Source organism: Streptococcus sp. ELY_125, from assembly GCF_058314535.1.
This window is the reverse complement of sequence record NZ_JBZFUM010000011.1, coordinates 1-18,691: the sequence shown is the minus strand read 5'-3', so window position 1 is coordinate 18,691 and position 18,691 is coordinate 1. Positions and strand designations below refer to the sequence as shown.

General features: G+C 41.6%; 17 protein-coding genes. 13 read left to right on the top strand and 4 right to left on the bottom strand.

Going from position 1 to position 18,691, the window contains the following annotated elements:
- Positions 1-156 precede the first annotated feature (156 nt).
- From AC4HAL_RS05825 to greA, 6 genes are all read left to right on the top strand, one after another.
- Complete coding sequence (locus AC4HAL_RS05825; protein ID WP_491093394.1) at positions 157-3,249, top strand: pilus expression-regulating Snf2 family helicase; 3,093 nt, start codon at positions 157-159, stop codon at positions 3,247-3,249.
- A gap of 274 nt (positions 3,250-3,523) precedes the next feature.
- Positions 3,524-4,165, top strand: coding sequence for a divisome accessory protein ZapJ (gene zapJ, locus AC4HAL_RS05820; protein WP_491093393.1), 642 nt, complete (start codon positions 3,524-3,526; stop codon positions 4,163-4,165).
- A 15-nt stretch (positions 4,166-4,180) separates the two neighbouring features.
- Entirely contained in the window at positions 4,181-5,512 is a 1,332-nt protein-coding gene (gene murC / locus AC4HAL_RS05815) for a UDP-N-acetylmuramate--L-alanine ligase (RefSeq protein ID WP_447452761.1), read from the top strand.
- A gap of 334 nt (positions 5,513-5,846) precedes the next feature.
- A complete protein-coding gene (locus AC4HAL_RS05810; RefSeq protein ID WP_491093392.1) occupies positions 5,847-6,338 on the top strand; it encodes a GNAT family N-acetyltransferase in 492 nt (163 codons plus the stop codon).
- 100 nt (positions 6,339-6,438) lie between these two features.
- Positions 6,439-8,322, top strand: a complete 1,884-nt coding sequence (gene mltG, locus AC4HAL_RS05805; RefSeq protein ID WP_491093391.1) for an endolytic transglycosylase MltG — start codon at positions 6,439-6,441, stop codon at positions 8,320-8,322.
- A gap of 138 nt (positions 8,323-8,460) precedes the next feature.
- On the top strand, positions 8,461-8,946 hold the full coding sequence (gene greA, locus AC4HAL_RS05800) for a transcription elongation factor GreA (RefSeq protein ID WP_447452764.1): 486 nt from the start codon (positions 8,461-8,463) through the stop codon (positions 8,944-8,946).
- A 442-nt stretch (positions 8,947-9,388) separates the two neighbouring features.
- On the opposite strand, the gene yidC is transcribed toward greA, so the two are convergent.
- Positions 9,389-10,315 carry a membrane protein insertase YidC gene (gene yidC / locus AC4HAL_RS05795; RefSeq protein ID WP_491093390.1) on the bottom strand — a complete coding sequence of 309 codons (927 nt, stop codon included), beginning with the start codon at positions 10,313-10,315 and terminating at the stop codon, positions 9,389-9,391.
- A gap of 81 nt (positions 10,316-10,396) precedes the next feature.
- Positions 10,397-10,675: an acylphosphatase gene (locus AC4HAL_RS05790; protein ID WP_447452767.1), complete on the bottom strand. Its 279-nt coding sequence runs from the start codon at positions 10,673-10,675 to the stop codon at positions 10,397-10,399.
- A gap of 56 nt (positions 10,676-10,731) precedes the next feature.
- Here AC4HAL_RS05790 and AC4HAL_RS05785 point away from each other — a divergent pair, with 56 nt between their 5' ends.
- The 3 genes from AC4HAL_RS05785 to AC4HAL_RS05775 are packed head-to-tail and all read left to right on the top strand — an operon-like array spanning position 10,732 to position 12,730.
- A complete protein-coding gene (locus tag AC4HAL_RS05785) occupies positions 10,732-11,472 on the top strand; it encodes a TrmH family RNA methyltransferase (protein WP_491093389.1) in 741 nt (246 codons plus the stop codon).
- 40 nt (positions 11,473-11,512) lie between these two features.
- Positions 11,513-12,016 (top strand): HDIG domain-containing metalloprotein, encoded by a 504-nt coding sequence (locus AC4HAL_RS05780; RefSeq protein ID WP_447452769.1) that lies wholly within the window; start codon positions 11,513-11,515, stop codon positions 12,014-12,016.
- Positions 12,017-12,040: 24 nt separating this feature from the next.
- Positions 12,041-12,730, top strand: coding sequence for a Bax inhibitor-1/YccA family protein (locus AC4HAL_RS05775; RefSeq protein WP_491093388.1), 690 nt, complete (start codon positions 12,041-12,043; stop codon positions 12,728-12,730).
- A 124-nt stretch (positions 12,731-12,854) separates the two neighbouring features.
- Here AC4HAL_RS05775 and AC4HAL_RS05770 read toward each other — a convergent pair whose 3' ends face one another.
- The gene (locus AC4HAL_RS05770; RefSeq protein ID WP_491093387.1) at positions 12,855-13,520 is read right to left on the bottom strand and encodes a DUF6287 domain-containing protein; all 666 of its coding nucleotides are present in this window, start codon (positions 13,518-13,520) and stop codon (positions 12,855-12,857) included.
- Positions 13,521-13,664: 144 nt separating this feature from the next.
- On the opposite strand from AC4HAL_RS05770, the gene trhO reads away from it, so the two are divergent.
- Positions 13,665-14,651, top strand: a complete 987-nt coding sequence (trhO, locus tag AC4HAL_RS05765) for an oxygen-dependent tRNA uridine(34) hydroxylase TrhO (RefSeq protein WP_491093386.1) — start codon at positions 13,665-13,667, stop codon at positions 14,649-14,651.
- Positions 14,652-14,800: 149 nt separating this feature from the next.
- On the opposite strand, the gene AC4HAL_RS05760 is transcribed toward trhO, so the two are convergent.
- Positions 14,801-14,977 carry a DUF3042 family protein gene (locus AC4HAL_RS05760; RefSeq protein ID WP_447452775.1) on the bottom strand — a complete coding sequence of 59 codons (177 nt, stop codon included), beginning with the start codon at positions 14,975-14,977 and terminating at the stop codon, positions 14,801-14,803.
- A gap of 70 nt (positions 14,978-15,047) precedes the next feature.
- Between AC4HAL_RS05760 and miaA the strand changes: the two genes are divergently transcribed.
- The 3 genes from miaA to AC4HAL_RS05745 are packed head-to-tail and all read left to right on the top strand — an operon-like array spanning position 15,048 to position 18,562.
- Positions 15,048-15,944 carry a tRNA (adenosine(37)-N6)-dimethylallyltransferase MiaA gene (gene miaA, locus AC4HAL_RS05755; RefSeq protein WP_447452776.1) on the top strand — a complete coding sequence of 299 codons (897 nt, stop codon included), beginning with the start codon at positions 15,048-15,050 and terminating at the stop codon, positions 15,942-15,944.
- A 43-nt stretch (positions 15,945-15,987) separates the two neighbouring features.
- Complete coding sequence (locus AC4HAL_RS05750; RefSeq protein WP_491093385.1) at positions 15,988-18,120, top strand: Tex family protein; 2,133 nt, start codon at positions 15,988-15,990, stop codon at positions 18,118-18,120.
- A complete protein-coding gene (locus AC4HAL_RS05745) occupies positions 18,107-18,562 on the top strand; it encodes a SprT family protein (protein ID WP_491093384.1) in 456 nt (151 codons plus the stop codon). Before AC4HAL_RS05750 ends, AC4HAL_RS05745 begins: the two co-directional genes overlap by 14 nt.
- The last annotated feature ends 129 nt before the right edge of the window (positions 18,563-18,691 follow it).

The window sequence follows — 18,691 nt, the reverse complement described above, 5'->3', positions numbered from 1 at the left end:
GAGTTCAAATGCTGACTTGCTTGCTGGTTTGCAGCCTAGGTTTTATGTGTTACCAGTATAACATAAAAGAACTTTATGGCACTATTTTTGTGAAATAGTTTATATAATCTGCTATAATGACAAGATAAGTAAAATTAGATTGGACTAATGTTTGGTATGGCAAGATTGATTCCGGGACGTATCCGCAATGAAGGAATCGTCCTATCTGAAGCAGGCAAAATCAAAATATTATCCACGGTTGATAAGATTATTAAAGCAGAAGTAGATGGAGTGGCCCTTTCTTTTTCCTTTGATGACGATAAAGTAAGCTGCGAGTGTTTGATGTTTGCGCAAAAGAATTACTGCCCCCATCTAGCTGCTATTGAATATTATTTAAAAAATGATGAGATTGGTAAAGAATTGGTTGAACAGTTGGTTAATGATGACGTTTACCAACAGCATCAAGAGAAGCTTTTTTCTTTCGGCAGCATTTTTTTAGATGGCTTAGCCGTTAATGAGGATGATAGTCTCAAATATCGCTTGTCGGTTACCGGAGAGCAAGATTCTTATTCCTCAGCTATCTGGTGGACGCTTTATATTAATCGCCTGCCAGACGATCGTCGCTATATTATTCGGGATATTAGCACCTTTTTAAAGGTTCTAAGGCGTGAGGATTCTTATCAAATTGGTAAGAATTATTTTGAGCCGATTTCTTATATTCAATTTGATGAAGCTAGTCGGGAGTTTATTGACTTCCTCTGGCGTCTGATTCCTGATGATGATCCCAATCACCTAGATTATCTTTTGCCTAACCGTGCCCGGCATTTGAGCTTACCGCATGGCTTTTTTGAAGAGGGGATCCAGCTGATGCAGGATCTCTACGATTTTCAGATCAGTCTCAATCATCATGATTACCGAGAAATTTATTTTAAGGAGTTGACAGGGGAAGACAGCTTATATACCTTCAAAGTTCTTGTCCATCAGTTATCTTTGGAGCTGATTATTTCAGAAAAAACCAGTCAATCTTTCTTTGATCACGCTTATGTCCTCTACCGTCAGACCTTTTATCACCTTACTGCAAAGCAGCGTAAGCTAGTCAAGGCTATCAAGGGATTAGCTATTGAAGAAGACTTGAGTAAGCATGTCCACTTTGATTTGGACGACCAGGGGAAATTGGCTGCCAGTCTTTTGGATTTTGCAGAGATAGGTCGTATTGATGCGCCTAGATCTTTTGCTATCAGGGATTTTAAGCCTAGTTTTGACTTGGATTTGGCTGACAACCAAGAGATTTTGCTCAAAGTAACGTATGATTACGATGGCGTTAAGGTAAGAAGCCGGGACGGTTTAAATGAATTACCCTTTAGCAGTAACTTTAAGCGCGAAGAACAGATCAATCGGGTGTTGGCAGCAGAGGGCTTTATGGGGCAGTTCACTGCCCGTCATCTGCCACTTTACGGTGAGGAGCTTTATAATTTCTTTACTCGTACGATCCCTCGTTTGCAGAACTTGGGTCAGGTTCACTTAAGTGAGACTTTAGATGCCCTTCGCTATTATGAAAGCCCACAGGTCAAAATATCAGCCCAGCAGGGATTGCTTGATGTATCTTTTGACTTTTCTTCTATCTACGAGGGAGATATTAATCAAGCCCTTCAAGCTTTATTTAAAAATGAACCTTATTATGTCAATGATCAGGGGCGGTTAGTTGTCTTTGATGAGGAAACCCAGAAGATTAGTCGTACTCTAAAATCTCTGCAGGCTCAACCGCAGCAGGATGGCCATCTCAAACTGAGTAATTTGGCTGCTTTTCAAATTTCCCAGCTCTATCAGGATTCCAAACGGGTAGATTTTTCAGCTGATTTCCAGCAATTAGCCTATGATTTGACTCACCCTCAGGAATTTAAAACTACTCAGATATCTGTTCAGGCCCAGTTGCGGGATTATCAGCTGACGGGTGTTAAGTGGCTGTCTATGCTGGATTATTATGGATTTGGCGGTATTTTAGCTGATGATATGGGATTGGGTAAGACCCTGCAGACAATTGCTTTTTTAACTTCCAGATTGCAGGAAAGTTCTCGAGTCCTTATTTTATCACCTTCCAGCTTAATCTATAATTGGAAGGATGAATTCACTAAATTTGCTCCCGAACTTGATGTAGCTGTTTCTTACGGTTTAAAACAAGAAAGGTTGTCTATCATTGAGTCGGGGCACCAGATTATGATTACCAGTTATGCCTCTTTTCGTCAGGATTTTGATCAATATCAGACGCAGCACTATGACTATTTAATTTTGGATGAAGCTCAGGTAATGAAAAATACTCAAACCAAGATAGCTCAATCATTGAGAGCCTTTGAGGTTGATCATTGTTTTGCACTCTCTGGTACGCCGATTGAGAATAAGCTTCTGGAAATTTGGTCAATCTTTCAAATTGTGCTACCAGGGCTTCTGCCACCAAAAAAAGCCTTTCTTAAACTAGAAGCTGCGGAAGTAGCTCGTTATATCAAACCATTTATCATGAGGCGCAAAAAAGAAGAGGTTCTGCCAGAATTACCTGAACTGACTGAAACGACCTATTATAATGAATTAGATGATAAGCAAAAAGCTATCTATCTGGCCCAGTTGAGGCAGATGCAAGATAGTGTTAGTCAGGCTTCCGATGCTGAACTTAATCGTCAGAAGATCCAAATTCTAGCAGGGATTACACGATTGCGCCAAATCTGTGATACACCGGCTCTCTTTATGAATTACGATGGGGAAAGCGGCAAGATTGACAGTCTGCGTCAACTTCTCAGCCAGATTCAAGATAGTGGACATCGCACCCTAGTTTTCTCGCAGTTCAGAGATATGTTAGAGATAGCAGAGCAGGAAGCTCATGAACTCGGTTTAACCACCTATAAAATAACCGGCTCTACACCGGCTGAGCAGCGGCAGGAAATGACCAAGGCCTTCAATAATGGCAGCAGGGATATTTTTCTCGTTTCTCTCAAAGCTGGTGGGGTTGGTCTTAACCTAACGGGGGCTGATACAGTTATTTTAATTGATCTCTGGTGGAATCCGGCAGTGGAAATGCAGGCTATCAGCCGTGCCCACCGCATCGGTCAGCAGCAGAATGTTGAAGTCTATCGACTGATTACGAGGGGAACTATTGAAGAGAAAATCTTAGAAATGCAGGATTCTAAGAAGAACTTGGTTACTACGGTCCTTGACGGTAATGAGAGTCGTGCCAATATGACAATCGAAGATATCAAAGAAATTTTGGGCGTAAAAAGCTGATATCTTTTTGACAAGTCCATCATTTAGGGTATAATAGTAATGTTAGAGCCCTACTTAAGGGTCGAAAATGCGATTTGTATAGAAAAAGCAGCGAAGTTGTTTAAGCTTTGACTATTCTGGAGTATAACCGTTTTTTATAGGTTAACATCTTTGTCAAGTTTTCTATTTTTCAATCGGATTTCACTGGTACTTGCTGTGCAAGGTTTAACCGCCGGTTGCTATAGTTCAGAGAGTTATAGCATGGCCCTGAGTATCTTAAAAAGGAGAGAGATCTATGGTTAGAAAAAAGGATCAGTTTCCATTAGTAGCGGATGATGAGTTGGTTATTGCGACAGCTCCTCAGATGCAGCTCTATGATAATGAAGATTTAATTAATAATATTCACGGAGACTATCATGATAAGTCTTACAGCGATAATTATGTGATAGGGGAACAGTCTGCCAGTTCGGCAGGTCGAGCCTATGCTCAAGGGCGCGTTTCTGAAAGGGAAAAGGCCAAGTCTTATGCTGAGCTGGCGCGTGAAGAAGCTAGACAGGATTTGAAGCGTAAGCGCCAGACCTATATTGCTCAGGAGTCTAAAATCCCTGCCAAACCCAATTTCCAGCGTCGCGAGTTTACTGATAAAGCACCAGCCTCTAAACCTACTATTTTCTTTAATGGTAAGATGGCAGATACTAGTAAAGAATCGCCGGTCAATGAGCTAGCGCGGTTCAGCCATAATCTACATCAGGATCACTATATTTTAGCTGAGTTGCCTAAGACCTACCAGAAACCTAAAAATCCTTCAAATAGGCAGGCCAAGAAAAACAATTACGACTTCCTCAAGCGGAGCCAAATTTACAATCAAGAAGAAACCAGACAGCGTCGTACGCATCAGATTGCCAAAGAGTTAAATCTAATGTTGGATGGCGAATAGGAGAAATGGAAACACATGTCTAAAACCTATCATTTTATCGGAATCAAAGGCTCAGGGATGAGTGCCCTGGCTCTGATGTTGCACCAAATGGGGTACAAGGTTCAAGGGTCTGACGTTGAAAAATATTATTTTACCCAACGTGGACTTGAACAAGCTGGGATTACGATTCTTCCCTTTGATGAAAGCAATATTACGGCTGATGTTGAACTGATTGCCGGCAATGCTTTTCGCCAAGATAATAACATTGAGGTAGCTTATGCTGTGCAGCACGGTTTTACCTTCAAGCGCTACCATGAATTCTTAGGTGATTTCATGGAACAGTTTACTAGCTTGGGTGTAGCTGGGGCTCATGGCAAAACTTCAACGACGGGGCTTTTAGCACATGTGTTACGCAATATTACGGATACCTCTTTCTTAATTGGTGACGGGACCGGTCGCGGTTCAGCTAACAGTCAATACTTTGTTTTTGAATCTGATGAGTATGAGCGCCATTTCATGCCCTACCACCCTGTCTATTCCATTATTACGAATATTGATTTCGATCATCCTGATTACTTCACTTCTATTGATGATGTCTTCAATGCCTTTAATGACTATGCCAAGCAGGTACAAAAGGGGCTATTTGTCTATGGTGAAGATCCTTATCTGCGCAAGATTACGGCTCAGGCTCCGATTTATTATTATGGATTTGAGGAATCTGATGATTTTATAGCTTATAATATTGTCCGTACAACTAACGGTTCTGACTTTAAGGTTAAGCATAAGGGACAGGATCTAGGAACTTTTCATGTACCAGCTTATGGCCGACATAATATTTTGAATGCGACAGCTGTTATTGCTAATCTCTATGTTGCTGGTTTTAATATGGATTTGGTCGCTCAGAACCTTAAGACCTTTGCAGGTGTTAAGCGTCGGTTTACGGAAAAACTTGTCAACGATACTATCATTATTGATGACTTTGCTCACCATCCGACAGAAATTATTGCCACTCTGGATGCAGCCCGACAGAAATACCCATCGCGGGAGATTGTGGCGATTTTTCAACCCCATACGTTTACACGGACGATTGCTCTTTTGGATGAATTTGCAGAAGCGCTGAATGAGGCAGATAGTGTTTACTTGGCTCAAATCTACGGCTCAGCCCGCGAGCGTGATAGAGGTCAGGTCAAGGTTGAAGATTTAGCAGATAAGCTACAAAAGCCTGCAAAAGTTGTGACAGTGGATAATGTATCACCGCTGCTTGATCATGATAATGCTGTTTATGTCTTTATGGGAGCTGGTGATATTCAGCTTTACGAACGCTCCTTTGAAGAATTGATTGCCAATCTGGCTTCCAATACGCAATAGCGTGATAAGAGGGTGAGAATTGGAAATGTTTGACGTTTCCAGCTCTCACCTTTTCCTTTTGGGGAAAGTGAGCCAACTTTGTCCCCTCGAATTCTGCTTGTTTCTCACTTCAGAATATCTACAGGCGGTCGGGTACGCTAGAGAGTTGAATTTGATTAGCTCGCGGGCAAGCCTAGTGGTGACTAGGCAGACTTTGGTAGCGACTGCTGTTAGTTACTGAAGCACTTTGTCGCCTAAAGCTCTTTGCTGAGCATCTTAGCCGCTTAACTTTGCTGTCTTGCCTAGTTCTGATGGATTTTCTTTGAGTATAAACTAACTTAAACGGAGGAAAAAGATGATAATTAGACAGGTAAGGCTAGAGGATTACGGTGAAATTATCGATATTGAGGAGAGTAACTTTTCCGCCGCAGAAGCAGCGAGCCCAACTGCTATAAAGGAGCGGCTGGGAAAAATTCCTGATACTTTTTTAATTGCTGAAATAGATGGGCGTGTAGCTGGTTATATTGTAGGCCCAGTGATGCAGAACCGTTATTTGACTGATGAATTATTTAATACAGTGGAGGCTAATCCAGCAGTTGGCGGGTTTATTTTGGTTCAGTCTTTATCGGTTGCTCCCTTCTATCAGGGGCAAGGAATTGGAACCGCTCTTCTTGCAGCGCTTAAGGATTTGGCTGTGGCTCAAGAACGTCAAGGAATCAGTTTGACTTGCCATGGAGAGCTCATTACTTATTATGAGATGAACGGTTTTGCTGATGAAGGTGAATCATCTTCCAAGCACGGTGGTAGTATCTGGTATAATATGGTTTGGGAAATCAATAAGGAATAGCTGTTAACTTGAGGCAAATAGGACAGAGAAACCGTGAAAAGTTGCATTTAACCGTAATTTTAGATATAATGGCGTCTGATAATAATGAGGAGGACAAGCTTTGACCGATTTTAAGGATGATAAGTCAAAATCTATTGGCAATGATTTCAAAGGCCAGATTTTGAGCGAATTAGAAGAAGCCAAGCGTTCAAGGGGTATCCAAGATGACGGAACGGTCCAATCAATTGTCGATAGTCTAGATGCCGACAGTAATCGTGAGATTGATCCTAATTTTAATTGGCAGGAGGCTGCAGCCAAGCTGAAAGAACAAGAGGAGCTAGCAGCTAAATCGGCAGAGGAAGAGCAAAAGCGAGCCTTGGCAGAAGCCGAAGCATTAAAAAAAATTCAAGAGCAGGAACATCTAAAAGAATTGAATTTGTTAGGAGAAAGTGTGCCCGAGGATGACGAGGATCTTGAGGAGGGCAGTGGTTTTGTCAGCAGTCTTCCCACCATGCCATCTGAAGCTCCTGAGATTGCTGATGTCGATTTGTCAGGCTTTACTATTCCAATTCCTATCAAGGATATCAACTCAGTTAGTTCCACTATAGGTTTAGTAAATTCAGAAGATGAGGAGAGAAGCGCAGACAGCAGCGATAAAGAGTCCTGGGTCGAGTCTGAACATCAAGAAACTGATAGCACTTCGGAATCTAGCAGTTATTCTGACTACGAGTCAGAGCCTGTTTGGTCTGAGGAAACTGATGACAGCGGTCCCGATGAGGAAGCTGACGATGAAGAACTTGAGCAAGAATCTAAAGCTTCGCGTAAAAATGTCAAACGTAATAAAAAGAAAAAACGTTTAGCTCGCCGTATCAGTACTTGGATTATCAGTCTTATTTTGTTGATGATAATTGCTGGTGGGGCTTATGGGACCTACTATGTTAAATCCAGCTTGTCACCTGTCAATAGCAAGGCAACGAAGTATGTGACGGTTGAAATACCTAAAGGATCCAGCAGCAAGCAAATTGGTCAAATCTTAGAGAGAAAAGGTTTGATTAAGGATGCTAATGTTTTTAACTACTATACTAAGTTTAAAAATTATAGCAATCTCAAAAATGGTTATTACAATCTCAAGGCTAGTATGAGTGTTGATGAGATAATCAAACAGCTGCAAGCTGGCGGTACGGCTCAGCCTACAGATCCTAACGCAGGTAAAATTGTTATCCCAGAAGGGTATACTGTTGAGCAGATAGCCAAAGCTATCGAAAGTAATGCTAATACTAAAGCAAAAACTGATAAAACACCCTACAATTCTAAAAATTTTCTCAAGTTGATGAAAGATAAAGATTTCGTCAATAAAATGAAGGAGAAGTATCCCAAACTCCTAGCAGATATACCGGATTCCGATAAGGCTAAGTATCAATTGGAAGGTTATCTCTTCCCAGCGACCTATGATTATACAAAGGATGTTAGCTTGGAAGATTTGATTGATCAGATGTTAGGCACTATGGATACTTATCTGGCTGATTATTATGATGCGATTGACCAGTCTAACTATAATGTTAATGAGACGTTAGCTCTTGCTTCTCTGGTTGAAAAAGAAGGGCAGACAGATGATGATCGCCGCAATATCGCTAGTGTCTTTTACAATCGCTTAGATGCTGATATGGAGCTGCAATCCAATATTGCTGTGCTTTATGCTCTTGGGAAATTAGGCGATAAAACATCTCTCAAAGAGGATGCTAATATTGATACCGAAATTGATTCTCCTTACAACGATTACAAGCACAAAGGCATAATGCCTGGGCCAGTTGACAGTCCTAGCTTATCGGCAATTGACGCTACTGTTCACCCAGCAGATACCAAATACCTTTACTTTGTTGCTGACGTTGATACTGGTAATGTTTACTATTCTGAGACCTACGAAGATCACCAAAAAAATGTCGAGACTTACGTTAATAAAAAAGTTTCAGACAATAGTGATTCGAGTTCCAGTAAAGAAAAGTAATTGAGAAATGAGATTCAGGAGTCTGTGATGGTTGTTTCCAGACTTCTGTTTCTGTGTTAGACTTATTTGAAGAAGCAGGCGGGAATAGTCCCAGCCTCCTTTATAGAATATTACATTAAAATAGAAAAGAGAATAAAAATGGCAGAAAAAACTTATCCAATGACTCTTGATGAGAAAGAAAAACTTGAACAGGAATTAGAAGATTTGAAACTTGTTCGCCGTCCAGAAGTTGTGGAACGTATCAAAATTGCTCGTTCTTACGGAGACCTCTCTGAGAATTCAGAATATGATGCTGCTAAGGACGAACAAGCTTTTGTTGAAGGGCAGATCCAAATTTTAGAAACTAAGATTCGCTATGCTGAAATTATTGACAGTGATGCCGTCGCTTCTGACGAAGTCGCTATTGGTAAGACCGTCGTAGTACAAGAAGTTGGCACCAAGGATACAGATACTTATTCTATTGTTGGGGCTGCTGGAGCTGATGTCTTTGCCGGTAAGATTTCTAATGAAAGTCCAATTGCCCAAGCTCTTATTGGTAAAAAAGTGGGTGACACGACCACCATTGAATCGCCAGCTGGCAGCTATGATGTTGAGATTATTAGTGTTAATAAAACAACGGATTAAAAAACATAATAGAAAACGGGTGGATTTTCGCTGATATAATTTTTCCGCCCTTGGTTGAGTCTGAGAGTTTTTGAATCTCAGGCTTTTTTGCTCTTAAGAAGTATCATTATCTTCAGATCTAGCTTTTAGTGGGATGCCTAAAAGCTTATGCCGTAGAAGGTGGTAGCTTTGCTGATTTCTTTAATGCAGCTTCTGAGGGAGCTCTCATCGGAGGTGTAGGAGGAGCCGTCACTGGTGGTTTAAATTATTTAATTTAATCAATCATAGCTAGTAATATAAAAACAATTAATCCTATTTTCTAATCTGAAATACAAGAAAAACATATCTGTTGATTTAGTACACTGGTAACAAGAGTGTTTTTGTTGGAAATAATATAAAACTCCCTATGTCGTAAGAATAATCACACCTACGACATAGGGAGCTCTTTTATGGAATGGGAAGACTATTTTTTATGTTTTTGCTTACCAGCGTTACGTTTGCGATTTTTAGTCGTCAGAGCTTGCTGAGATTGTTCAGCTTGCTTAGGTGTAACATCCTTACGAACAGGGGCGGCACTTTTAGGAGCTTTCGGTGGGTTCTTCTTGAATTCTTCTTCGACTTGTTTCTTCAACTTTGGTTTGATGAGGTAGTTGGTAATCAGCTGCTGTAAAATGGAGAAGATCCCGCCGACAAACCAATAGAGAACGACAGCCGATGGCTGAGCTAGACCAAAGAAAACCATCATCAGCGGTGTCATATACATGGTCATTCCAGCTTGTTGGCGCTGCTCTTCTGGCATCTGCTGGACAGCCATCCACGATTGGATAAGATAGAGACCAGCAATAATAATCATCAGGGGAATATCTCGATGGCCAAGGTTGAACCAAAGGAAATCTGAATCAAGAACACCTGGTGTATAGCGGGCTGCAAAGTACATGGCAGAGAAAAAAGGCAGCTGAATTAGGAGCGGCAGACATCCGATCCCCCCCAGCATGCTGACGCCGTTTTCGCGGTTAGCAGCTAGAAGCTCAGTTTGAGCAGCCATTTTTTCCTCTTGGGTTGTCGCTTCCTTCAATCGTTTATTGATAGGTTCAAAGATTGGTGCCAAATGCTCACGTTTAGCAGTCTGGTAAGCAGCACTGCGCGATTGGTGCAAGCCAAGCGGTAGAATTAGGAGGCGAACTAAGACAGTGACAAGAATGATTCCCAGTCCAAAACCGAGACCGAGATCGTCGGCGAAATAAGTGATAAGGTGTCCCATCGGTCGACCGATAGTATTCCAAATAGTTCCGGTCGGTTTGCCATTTGAGACACGAACACAACCCGACAGGAGAAGGAGTGTAGACAAACTTATCCCTGCCAACAGTAGACGTTTTATAGTTTTTTTCACAATAAATTCCTCTGATTTTAGTAATACTGTTCTATTTTACTTTTTTTTAGGTAAATTCACAATACTTCTAGAGAAGGATTTTTAATTAGCCATACGAAAATCTGTAAAATCTTCAAAATTAGCCATGCTAACATCTAAATAGGTCACGTTAGACCACGGTGAAGGGCCTTTTCTAATTTCTTGGATAAATTTGGCCAATTTAGCATTATCATTGGACTGAGCTAAGATTTCAACGGTTCCGTCATCCTTATTCCAGACACGTCCATAAATATCACCAATTTCCTTAGCAAGATTAAAGGTAGAGTAGCGGAAACCAACTCCTTGTACGCGCCCCGAGGCAATCATTCTGACTTTCTTCATAAAAATTCCTCCTTTTGACCGAGCTTGACTTTCTCAAGATATGCTATAATAATTATATGATTATTATAACCTCAAAAGCCAATAATCTCATCAAAAAGACAAAGAAACTGCTCCAAAAAAAATATCGCAAGCAGTCTTATCTGATAGAAGGTTGGCATCTCTTTGAAGAAGCCAAGCGTAGCGGAGCCGTTTTTGAGCATATTTTTGTTGTAGAGGAGCAGGCTTATAAGGTTGCTAATCATGAAGGTGTGACTCTTGTGACGCCAGAGGTGCTTAGAGAATTATCTGAAAGTCCGACACCGCAAGGAATTGTTGCTGAGGTTCGTATGGCTTCTCAAACTCTTCCGTTAAAGCTCAAAGGACCCTATCTGATTTTAGAAGATATCCAAGATCCTGGTAATTTAGGAACGATGATTCGTACAGCTGATGCAGCAGGTTTTGAGGCTGTCTTTATTTCTGATAAGTCCGCTGATATTTATAATCAAAAGACCCTGCGTTCCATGCAAGGGAGTCATTTTCATCTTCCTATTTATAAAGGAAGGGTTTTAGATTTTGTAGCAGCTTGTAAAGCAGCTGGTGTTAAGATCATTGCGACAACTTTGGCCAGTAATTCTTTGGACTATCAGGCTGTGAAGGCTGGTGAGCATTTTGCCATTGTTATGGGGAATGAAGGCCAAGGGATTTCGGAGCCGGTAGCTGAGGAAGCTGATATCTTGGCTCATATCACTATGCCAGGTGGAGCTGAGAGTCTCAATGTTGCTGTTGCTGCAGGGATTATAATGTTTCAGTTTATTTAGGAATTTCCTGCTAGTCAGTTAGCAAAGGAGTAAGCAGTTTATGAAACGTTACGAAAAAGATAAAGAATTTATGGCAATTGTTGGCCATTTAATTGAACACCCTAGGTTTCAAAGGCTAGATAAGATTACCCATCACCACTATTCGACACGAATGAAACATTCTATCAATGTGGCTTATTCCAGTTACCGCTTAGCGAAGAAGCTGGGGTGGGATGCGAAGGCAACAGCTAGAGGTGGACTCTTGCATGATTTCTTTTACTATGATTGGCGTGAAACCAAGTTCAATAAGAGCCATGCTTGGGTTCATCCACGAATTGCTGTACGCAATGCTAATAAGTTAACAAGACTTAATAAGAAAGAGAGGGACATTATTCTCAAACACATGTGGGGGGCAACGATTGCCCCGCCTCGCTATAAAGAATCTTATATTGTCACTTTTGTTGATAAGTACTGGGCTATCAAGGAAGGTGCTTATCCTATGCGTCAGCGCTTTAAAAATCGTAAGATTTTTAATCGTAAGCAATTAGGTTCACACAACCATTAATTAGAATGAAGGAGATTATCTATTATGGACTCACAAACAATTATTACTCAGGCCGACGCTGGTTTAAGTCGATTTTTTGCTAAAATTTACGGTTTAGTTGGTTTTGGTATCGGCCTGTCTGCTATTGTTGCAGCACTTATGCTCTATGTTTTCCCTGAGAATATGGCTGCTATTCTTTACAACGCTCCCTACGTTTACTGGGGGGGCCTTATCGTGGAATTGCTCCTAGTTGTCTTTGCTTCAGGGGCGGCTCGTCGCAATAGTCCACTAGCTCTGCCGCTCTTTTTGATTTACTCGGCTTTAAACGGCTTTACTATGAGTTTTTTGGTGGCTATGTATACCCAATCTACAGTCCTAGCTGCCTTCGTCAGCTCGGCCATAGTGTTCTTTGTCATGGCTTTAATTGGGGCGACAACTAAAAAGGATTTATCTGGTATGGCCAAGGCTCTGATAGCTGGTTTGATCGGTATTATCATTGCAAGTGTCGTCAATATATTTATCGGTTCAGGCCCCTTTTCCTTCCTGATTAGTCTTGTGTCTGTTGTGGTATTCTCAGGGTTGATCGCTTATGATAACCAGTTGATTAAGCGAGTTTACGGACAGACCCGCGGTCAGGTGACAGATGGCTGGGCAGTTTCTATGGCTCTTAGTCTTTATTTAGATTTCATCAATCTGTTTATCAATATTTTGCGTATCTTTGGTAGTCGTAACTAGTAACTGGGTTGTTCTGATGCAAACCCCTCCCTTGAAGTAATCCAAGGGAGGGGTTTTATTTGTACAGCAGTAGTAGACATTGTCCTGCATAGGATTAAGCTTATCAGATCCTAGTGGGTCATCATTAATTTAAGCCTTCATAGTCTGCGGAGGTTTTATAGAGGACTTGATTCTTGAACTGATCACTCCCCCCTTCATCTAAGACATCGCTGGCGGCAGTGACTAAGCGATTGCGACTGTTATCAGATGTGTCTGTGCCACTTTGAAAATGACGATCAGGAATCCTTTCACCGGCGCTATACATTAGTATTCCTAGGCTGGTACCGTCTTCATAAGTCACCATCATCAGTGCTTCTCCTTTACCGTCGCGTGTGACGGTTATGCTAGCAGAAGTACCTAAAATATTGGCACTGCCATCCGGAGCGATGATAAGAGTGCGTCCATTTGCATCAGACCAAGTTCCTGCTAAGCTGGAGAAGTCTCCACTTGCTAGGGCATGGTAGTCAAAAGCTGGTTCTGCTGACTGCCCCTGCTCCGTCTTATTAGTATTTTTACTATCCTTACTCTCGTTGCTGCCTGAGTTCTCTGACTTATTTGGAGAGGGTGCTGTCTGGTTGGAAGATTTAGATGTACTAGAATTTTTGCTTTTGGAAGATGAGCGGCTGGTCTGGCTAGTCTTAGGACCATGGGCAGCCTGACTATCTTGCTTCTGACTTTGGATCCCCCAGATACTTAAGGCCAGAATGATAATTGTTAGCCCAGAGATAATAAAAGTTATTTTTTTCTTCATGATATTCTCCTTTGCAGCCCATCATACTATTTTTTATATGGGATGTAAAATAATTTCGGTAGTTTCGACTGGGCACATGTTTGGTCAAATGCTACCCCAGCATGGTATAATGAAGGTCATCTTATTTAAGAAACGAGGATAACAATGTCAAACGATATTCGTGTTCTACTTTATTATAAATATGTCCCCATCGAAAATGCAAAAGCATATGCTCAAATCCATCTTGATTTTTGTAAATCTATTGGCTTGAAAGGGCGTATTTTGATTGCGGATGAGGGTATCAACGGGACTGTTTCTGGTGATTTTGAAACGACCCAAAAATACATGGACTGGGTGCACTCGGATGAGCGTTTTGCAGACCTCTGGTTCAAAATTGACCAAGAGCCCCAGGATGCCTTCAAAAAGATGTTTGTTCGTTATAAAAAAGAAATTGTCCACCTAGGTTTAGAGGACAATGATTTTGATAGCGATATTAACCCACTTGAAACAACGGGTGAGTATCTCAATCCGCAACAATTCAAGGAAGCTCTTCTTGATGAGAATACAGTGGTCCTAGATACACGTAATGATTATGAGTACGATCTTGGACATTTCAAAGGAGCCATTCGTCCAGATATTCGTAACTTCCGCGAGTTGCCACAATGGGTTCGTGACAACAAGGAAAAATTCATGGAAAAACGTGTGGTGGTCTACTGTACTGGTGGTGTTCGCTGTGAGAAATTCTCTGGCTGGATGGTCCGTGAAGGCTTCAAGGATGTTGGTCAACTCCACGGTGGTATTGTGACCTACGGTAAGGACCCAGAAGTGCAAGGCGAACTGTGGGACGGGGCTATGTACGTCTTTGATGAGCGCATCTCAGTGCCAATCAACCGGGTCAACCCAACCATTATCAGTAAGGATATGTTTGATGGCACACCGTGTGAACGTTATGTTAATTGTGCTAATCCATTCTGTAATGAACAGGTCTTCATGACCGAAGAAAACGAGCATAAGTATGTTCGTGGCTGTTCTGCAGAATGCCGTGCTCATGCGAGAAACCGCTATGTCGAAGAGCATGGATTGACCCATGAAGAATGGGCAGAGCGTCTGTCAGCAATCGGGGAAAGTCTAGCAGAAGTCCAAGAAGCATAAAATAGGAAACCTTTAGATGGTTAATGAAGCCCTCTAAAGGTTTTTCGTCTTATTGTCATTAACTAGCTCTTGGTTAACGGCATTGGTCGGTGAAAAGTTTATTAGAAAAAAGGAATGATAAAAAAACACAATCCCTAAGGGGCTGTGTTTTAACGTGCGATGCGTTTTCTTGCAGCTTTTTTACGATTTTCTTCGATGAAGGCTGCTTTCTTTTCTTCTGGTTCGATAATTGTTTTCTTAACAGCGAATACAGCACCAGCAACGGTAGCAGCTGTACCGATAACACCTGTCGCCAGACCACGAGCAAAAGCATGTTTCTTAGCCATAATGGAGTCTCCTTTTCTTCTTATGTTATAATATATACTAGCAAATTCTCGTTTATTTTCAAGGAAAAAGATGCAGACAAAAATTATTGTAGTAGCAGGTCCAACAGCTGTTGGAAAGACGGCCTTGGGTCTTAATTTAGCCCAAACATTTAATGGTGAGATTATTAGTGGAGATAGCCAGCAGGTTTATCGCTTTCTAGATATCGGAACGGCTAAGGTTAGTTCAGAGGAACAGGCCTTGATTCCTCATCATCTAGTAGATGTTCGAAATCCTGATGAAACATACTCTGCCTATGATTTTGTAACAGAGGCTAAGGAGGCGATCGCTGATATTACTAATCGTGGGAAACTGCCAATTATTGTTGGAGGGACTGGATTATATCTGCAGAGTCTTTTGGAAGGCTACCACCTAGGTGGTTCTGTTGATCAGCAAGCAGTTCTTGATTATCGCAAAGTTTTAGAGCTGATGAGTGATGATCAGCTTCGAATCGAGTTGACAAAGCTAGGCACGATTCCTTCGGAACCCAATCGCAGGCGGCTTATCCGAGCTCTAGAGCTAGCTAAATTTGGTCGTGATTTAAAAAATCGTCCATCTAATTATGATGCTTATATCATTGGATTGAATGATGAACGCCAGCGCCTGTATGAGCGTATTAATCAGCGTGTTGATGCTATGATGAATCAAGGCTTGCTTGAGGAGGCCAAGTGGCTCTACGATCATTATCCCGATGCTCAGGCAGCCAGAGCTATTGGCTATAAGGAATTTTTCCCCTACTTTAAAGGGGAGCAGGATTTATCAGGAGCAGTTGATAAGCTTAAGCAGAATACTCGACATTTTGCTAAACGTCAGTTGACTTGGTTTCGCAATCGTATGGCAGTTGATTTCTATGACGTTTCCGACCCTCGCGTTCAAGAGACTATTGAGGCAGCGATTCGTACATTTTTAGAGAAAAAAATTGGGGAATAGGCTGGTCTTGTCTCTCTAGGTTTATGGTATAATGAATAACGTTATGGAAAATTCAAATATGACAATGATTGCTCAAGAACTGGGTATTAAAGAAAAGCAAGTTCAGGCTGTGTTAGAACTGACAGAAGAAGGTAATACAATTCCCTTTATTGCGCGTTATCGTAAGGAGAAAACTGGAAATCTTGATGAAGTTCTGATTAAGTCTATTATTGATACGGATAAATCTCTGAGTGCCTTAGCGCAACGTAAGGAGAGTGTCTTAGCTAAGATTGAAGAGCAAGGTAAGCTGACACCAGAACTCAAACAGGCTATAGAGTCTGCTGAAAAGTTGGTAGAAGTTGAAGAGCTCTACTTGCCTTATAAGGAGAAACGTCGTACGAAGGCGACTATTGCTCGTGAAGCAGGCTTGTCAGGCTTGACCCGCCTCATTTTACAAGACAAGACTGACTTAGAAAAGCAAGCAGAAAGTTTCGTTAGTGAAGCCTTTCCAACGGTAGAAAAGGCTCTAGCTGGGGCGATAGATATCTTGATTGAAGTTCTTTCTGAGGACAACCACTTGCGTTCTTGGACTTATAATGAAATTTGGCAGTACAGTCGTCTGTGTTCCCAACTAAAAGATGAGTCCGTCGATGAGAAACAGGTATTTCAGATTTACTATGATTTTTCAGAAAAAATTTCGGAAATTCAGGGTTATCGCGTACTTGCCCTTAATCGTGGCGAAAAATTGGGAGCACTCAAGGTAACATTTGAACACCACATTGATAAAATTATCCGTTTCTACGAAGCGCGTTTTAAGGTTAGAAACAGCTATATTGACGAAGCAATCAGTAAAGCTGCTAAGGCTAAGATTATTCCAGCTATGGAACGCCGTATTCGTACAGAGTTGACAGAAACTGCAGAGGATGGAGCTATTCAGCTATTTTCTGATAATCTTCGCCACCTGCTTTTAGTCTCTCCTCTTAAAGGGAAAGTTGTACTAGGGTTTGACCCTGCCTTTCGAACTGGAGCAAAGTTAGCTGTTGTTGATCAAACTGGCAAACTCTTGACAACTCATGTTATTTATCCAGTAGCTCCTGCTAGTCAGGCTAAGATTGAAAAGAGTAAAGCGGAATTAGCTGAGCTGTTGCAGGCCTATCAGGTAGAAATTATTGCTATTGGAAACGGTACAGCTAGTCGCGAAAGTGAAGCCTTTGTTGCAGAAGTGCTTAAAGACTTCTCTGATGTCTCTTATGTTATTGTCAATGAAAGCGGAGCATCCGTGTATTCCGCTTCGGAATTGGCACGTCAAGAGTTTCCAGAATTAAGTGTAGAGAAGCGATCGGCCATTTCCATTGCCCGTCGTTTGCAGGATCCTTTGGCAGAGCTGGTAAAAATTGATCCGAAATCAATTGGTGTCGGCCAGTATCAACACGATGTCAGTCAAAAGAAACTTTCGGAAAACCTTGATTTTGTGGTTAATACAGTGGTGAACCAAGTTGGTGTTAACGTTAATACAGCTAGTCCATCCCTCTTATCACATGTATCGGGACTCAATAAGGCTATTTCTGAAAATATTGTTAAATTTCGCGAAGCTAACGGTCGTCTGACTTCACGCCAACAAATAAAAGAAGTTCCCCGTTTGGGTGATAAAGCCTTTGAGCAGGCGGCTGGTTTCTTACGTATTCCTAATGGTAGTAATGTGTTAGATAATACGGGTGTCCATCCAGAGTCCTATCCAGCGGTTGAAGAGCTGTTTAACCGTCTGGCTATCGAGGATTTGGATGATGAAGCTAAGGAAAAATTGGCAGCGGTTGATATTGTTGATATGGCAGCTAATTTAGGATTGGGACAGGAAACTCTGCAGGATATTATTGCTGACTTGCTCAAACTAGGTCGCGATTTGCGAGATGACTTTGAGGCACCAACTTTGCGGCAGGATGTTTTAGATTTAAAAGATTTAGAAATTGGTCAGCAGCTAGAGGGAATAGTCCGTAATGTCGTGGATTTTGGGGCTTTTGTAGATGTCGGTGTGCATGAGGATGGTCTTATCCATATTTCTGAAATGTCCAAGAACTTTGTTAAGCATCCTAGTCAAGTGGTTTCTGTAGGTGATATTGTGACTGTCTGGGTCTCCAAGGTCGACTTGGATCGCGAAAAACTAAATCTTTCTCTGGTGGCTCCGCGTGAAACTGATTGATTATGTCAAACAGGTATCCCTAGAAGATTTTGGTTTGCCTTTTGTTCATGAGGCTACCTGGAATAAGCGGTTGCGTTCCACTGGTGGGCGTTTCTTTCCCAAGGATGGCCATTTGGATTTTAATCCTACAATGTACGAAAAATTGGATAGGAAAACCTTTCGTCAAATTGTACGACATGAACTCTGTCATTACCATCTCTACTTTGCTGGTAAGGGCTATAAGCATGGGGATGCTGATTTCAAACGTTTGCTCAGGGAGGTAGGCGGTTTGCGCTATGCTCCTGCAAGTCACCCTTCCCCCTCTTATTGCTATCAGTGTCAGGGCTGTGGACAGCTGTATTTCAGACAGCGTCGAGTCAATCTTCAGAAATTTCGCTGCGGTCGTTGCCGCGGGACACTTATATTGTTACCATCGGATTTTAGCTGTAAAAATCAGCCCTAGGGCTGATTTCAGACTGAAGACAAAGCTCTTGGAATTACATTTCTAAGAGCTTTTTGCTCTGTTTAGGAGTATACTAAAAGAAAACAGTTTGTGAGGTAAGGCCATGTTTCACAAAGAAAAGCCAGATTA

Excerpts from the sequence above, each read along its gene's own strand:
- AC4HAL_RS05785 (WP_491093389.1), top strand. The coding sequence starts at position 10,732 with ATGATTATTATAACCTCAAAAGCCAATAATCTCATCAAAAAGACAAAG.
- AC4HAL_RS05780 (WP_447452769.1), top strand. The coding sequence starts at position 11,513 with ATGAAACGTTACGAAAAAGATAAAGAATTTATGGCAATTGTTGGCCAT.
- AC4HAL_RS05775 (WP_491093388.1), top strand. The coding sequence starts at position 12,041 with ATGGACTCACAAACAATTATTACTCAGGCCGACGCTGGTTTAAGTCGA.
- AC4HAL_RS05825 (WP_491093394.1), top strand. The coding sequence starts at position 157 with ATGGCAAGATTGATTCCGGGACGTATCCGCAATGAAGGAATCGTCCTA.
- murC (WP_447452761.1), top strand. The coding sequence starts at position 4,181 with ATGTCTAAAACCTATCATTTTATCGGAATCAAAGGCTCAGGGATGAGT.
- greA (WP_447452764.1), top strand. The coding sequence starts at position 8,461 with ATGGCAGAAAAAACTTATCCAATGACTCTTGATGAGAAAGAAAAACTT.
- AC4HAL_RS05760 (WP_447452775.1), bottom strand. The coding sequence starts at position 14,977 with ATGGCTAAGAAACATGCTTTTGCTCGTGGTCTGGCGACAGGTGTTATC.
- zapJ (WP_491093393.1), top strand. The coding sequence starts at position 3,524 with ATGGTTAGAAAAAAGGATCAGTTTCCATTAGTAGCGGATGATGAGTTG.
- AC4HAL_RS05810 (WP_491093392.1), top strand. The coding sequence starts at position 5,847 with ATGATAATTAGACAGGTAAGGCTAGAGGATTACGGTGAAATTATCGAT.
- trhO (WP_491093386.1), top strand. The coding sequence starts at position 13,665 with ATGTCAAACGATATTCGTGTTCTACTTTATTATAAATATGTCCCCATC.
- AC4HAL_RS05790 (WP_447452767.1), bottom strand. The coding sequence starts at position 10,675 with ATGAAGAAAGTCAGAATGATTGCCTCGGGGCGCGTACAAGGAGTTGGT.
- AC4HAL_RS05770 (WP_491093387.1), bottom strand. The coding sequence starts at position 13,520 with ATGAAGAAAAAAATAACTTTTATTATCTCTGGGCTAACAATTATCATT.
- miaA (WP_447452776.1), top strand. The coding sequence starts at position 15,048 with ATGCAGACAAAAATTATTGTAGTAGCAGGTCCAACAGCTGTTGGAAAG.
- AC4HAL_RS05750 (WP_491093385.1), top strand. The coding sequence starts at position 15,988 with ATGGAAAATTCAAATATGACAATGATTGCTCAAGAACTGGGTATTAAA.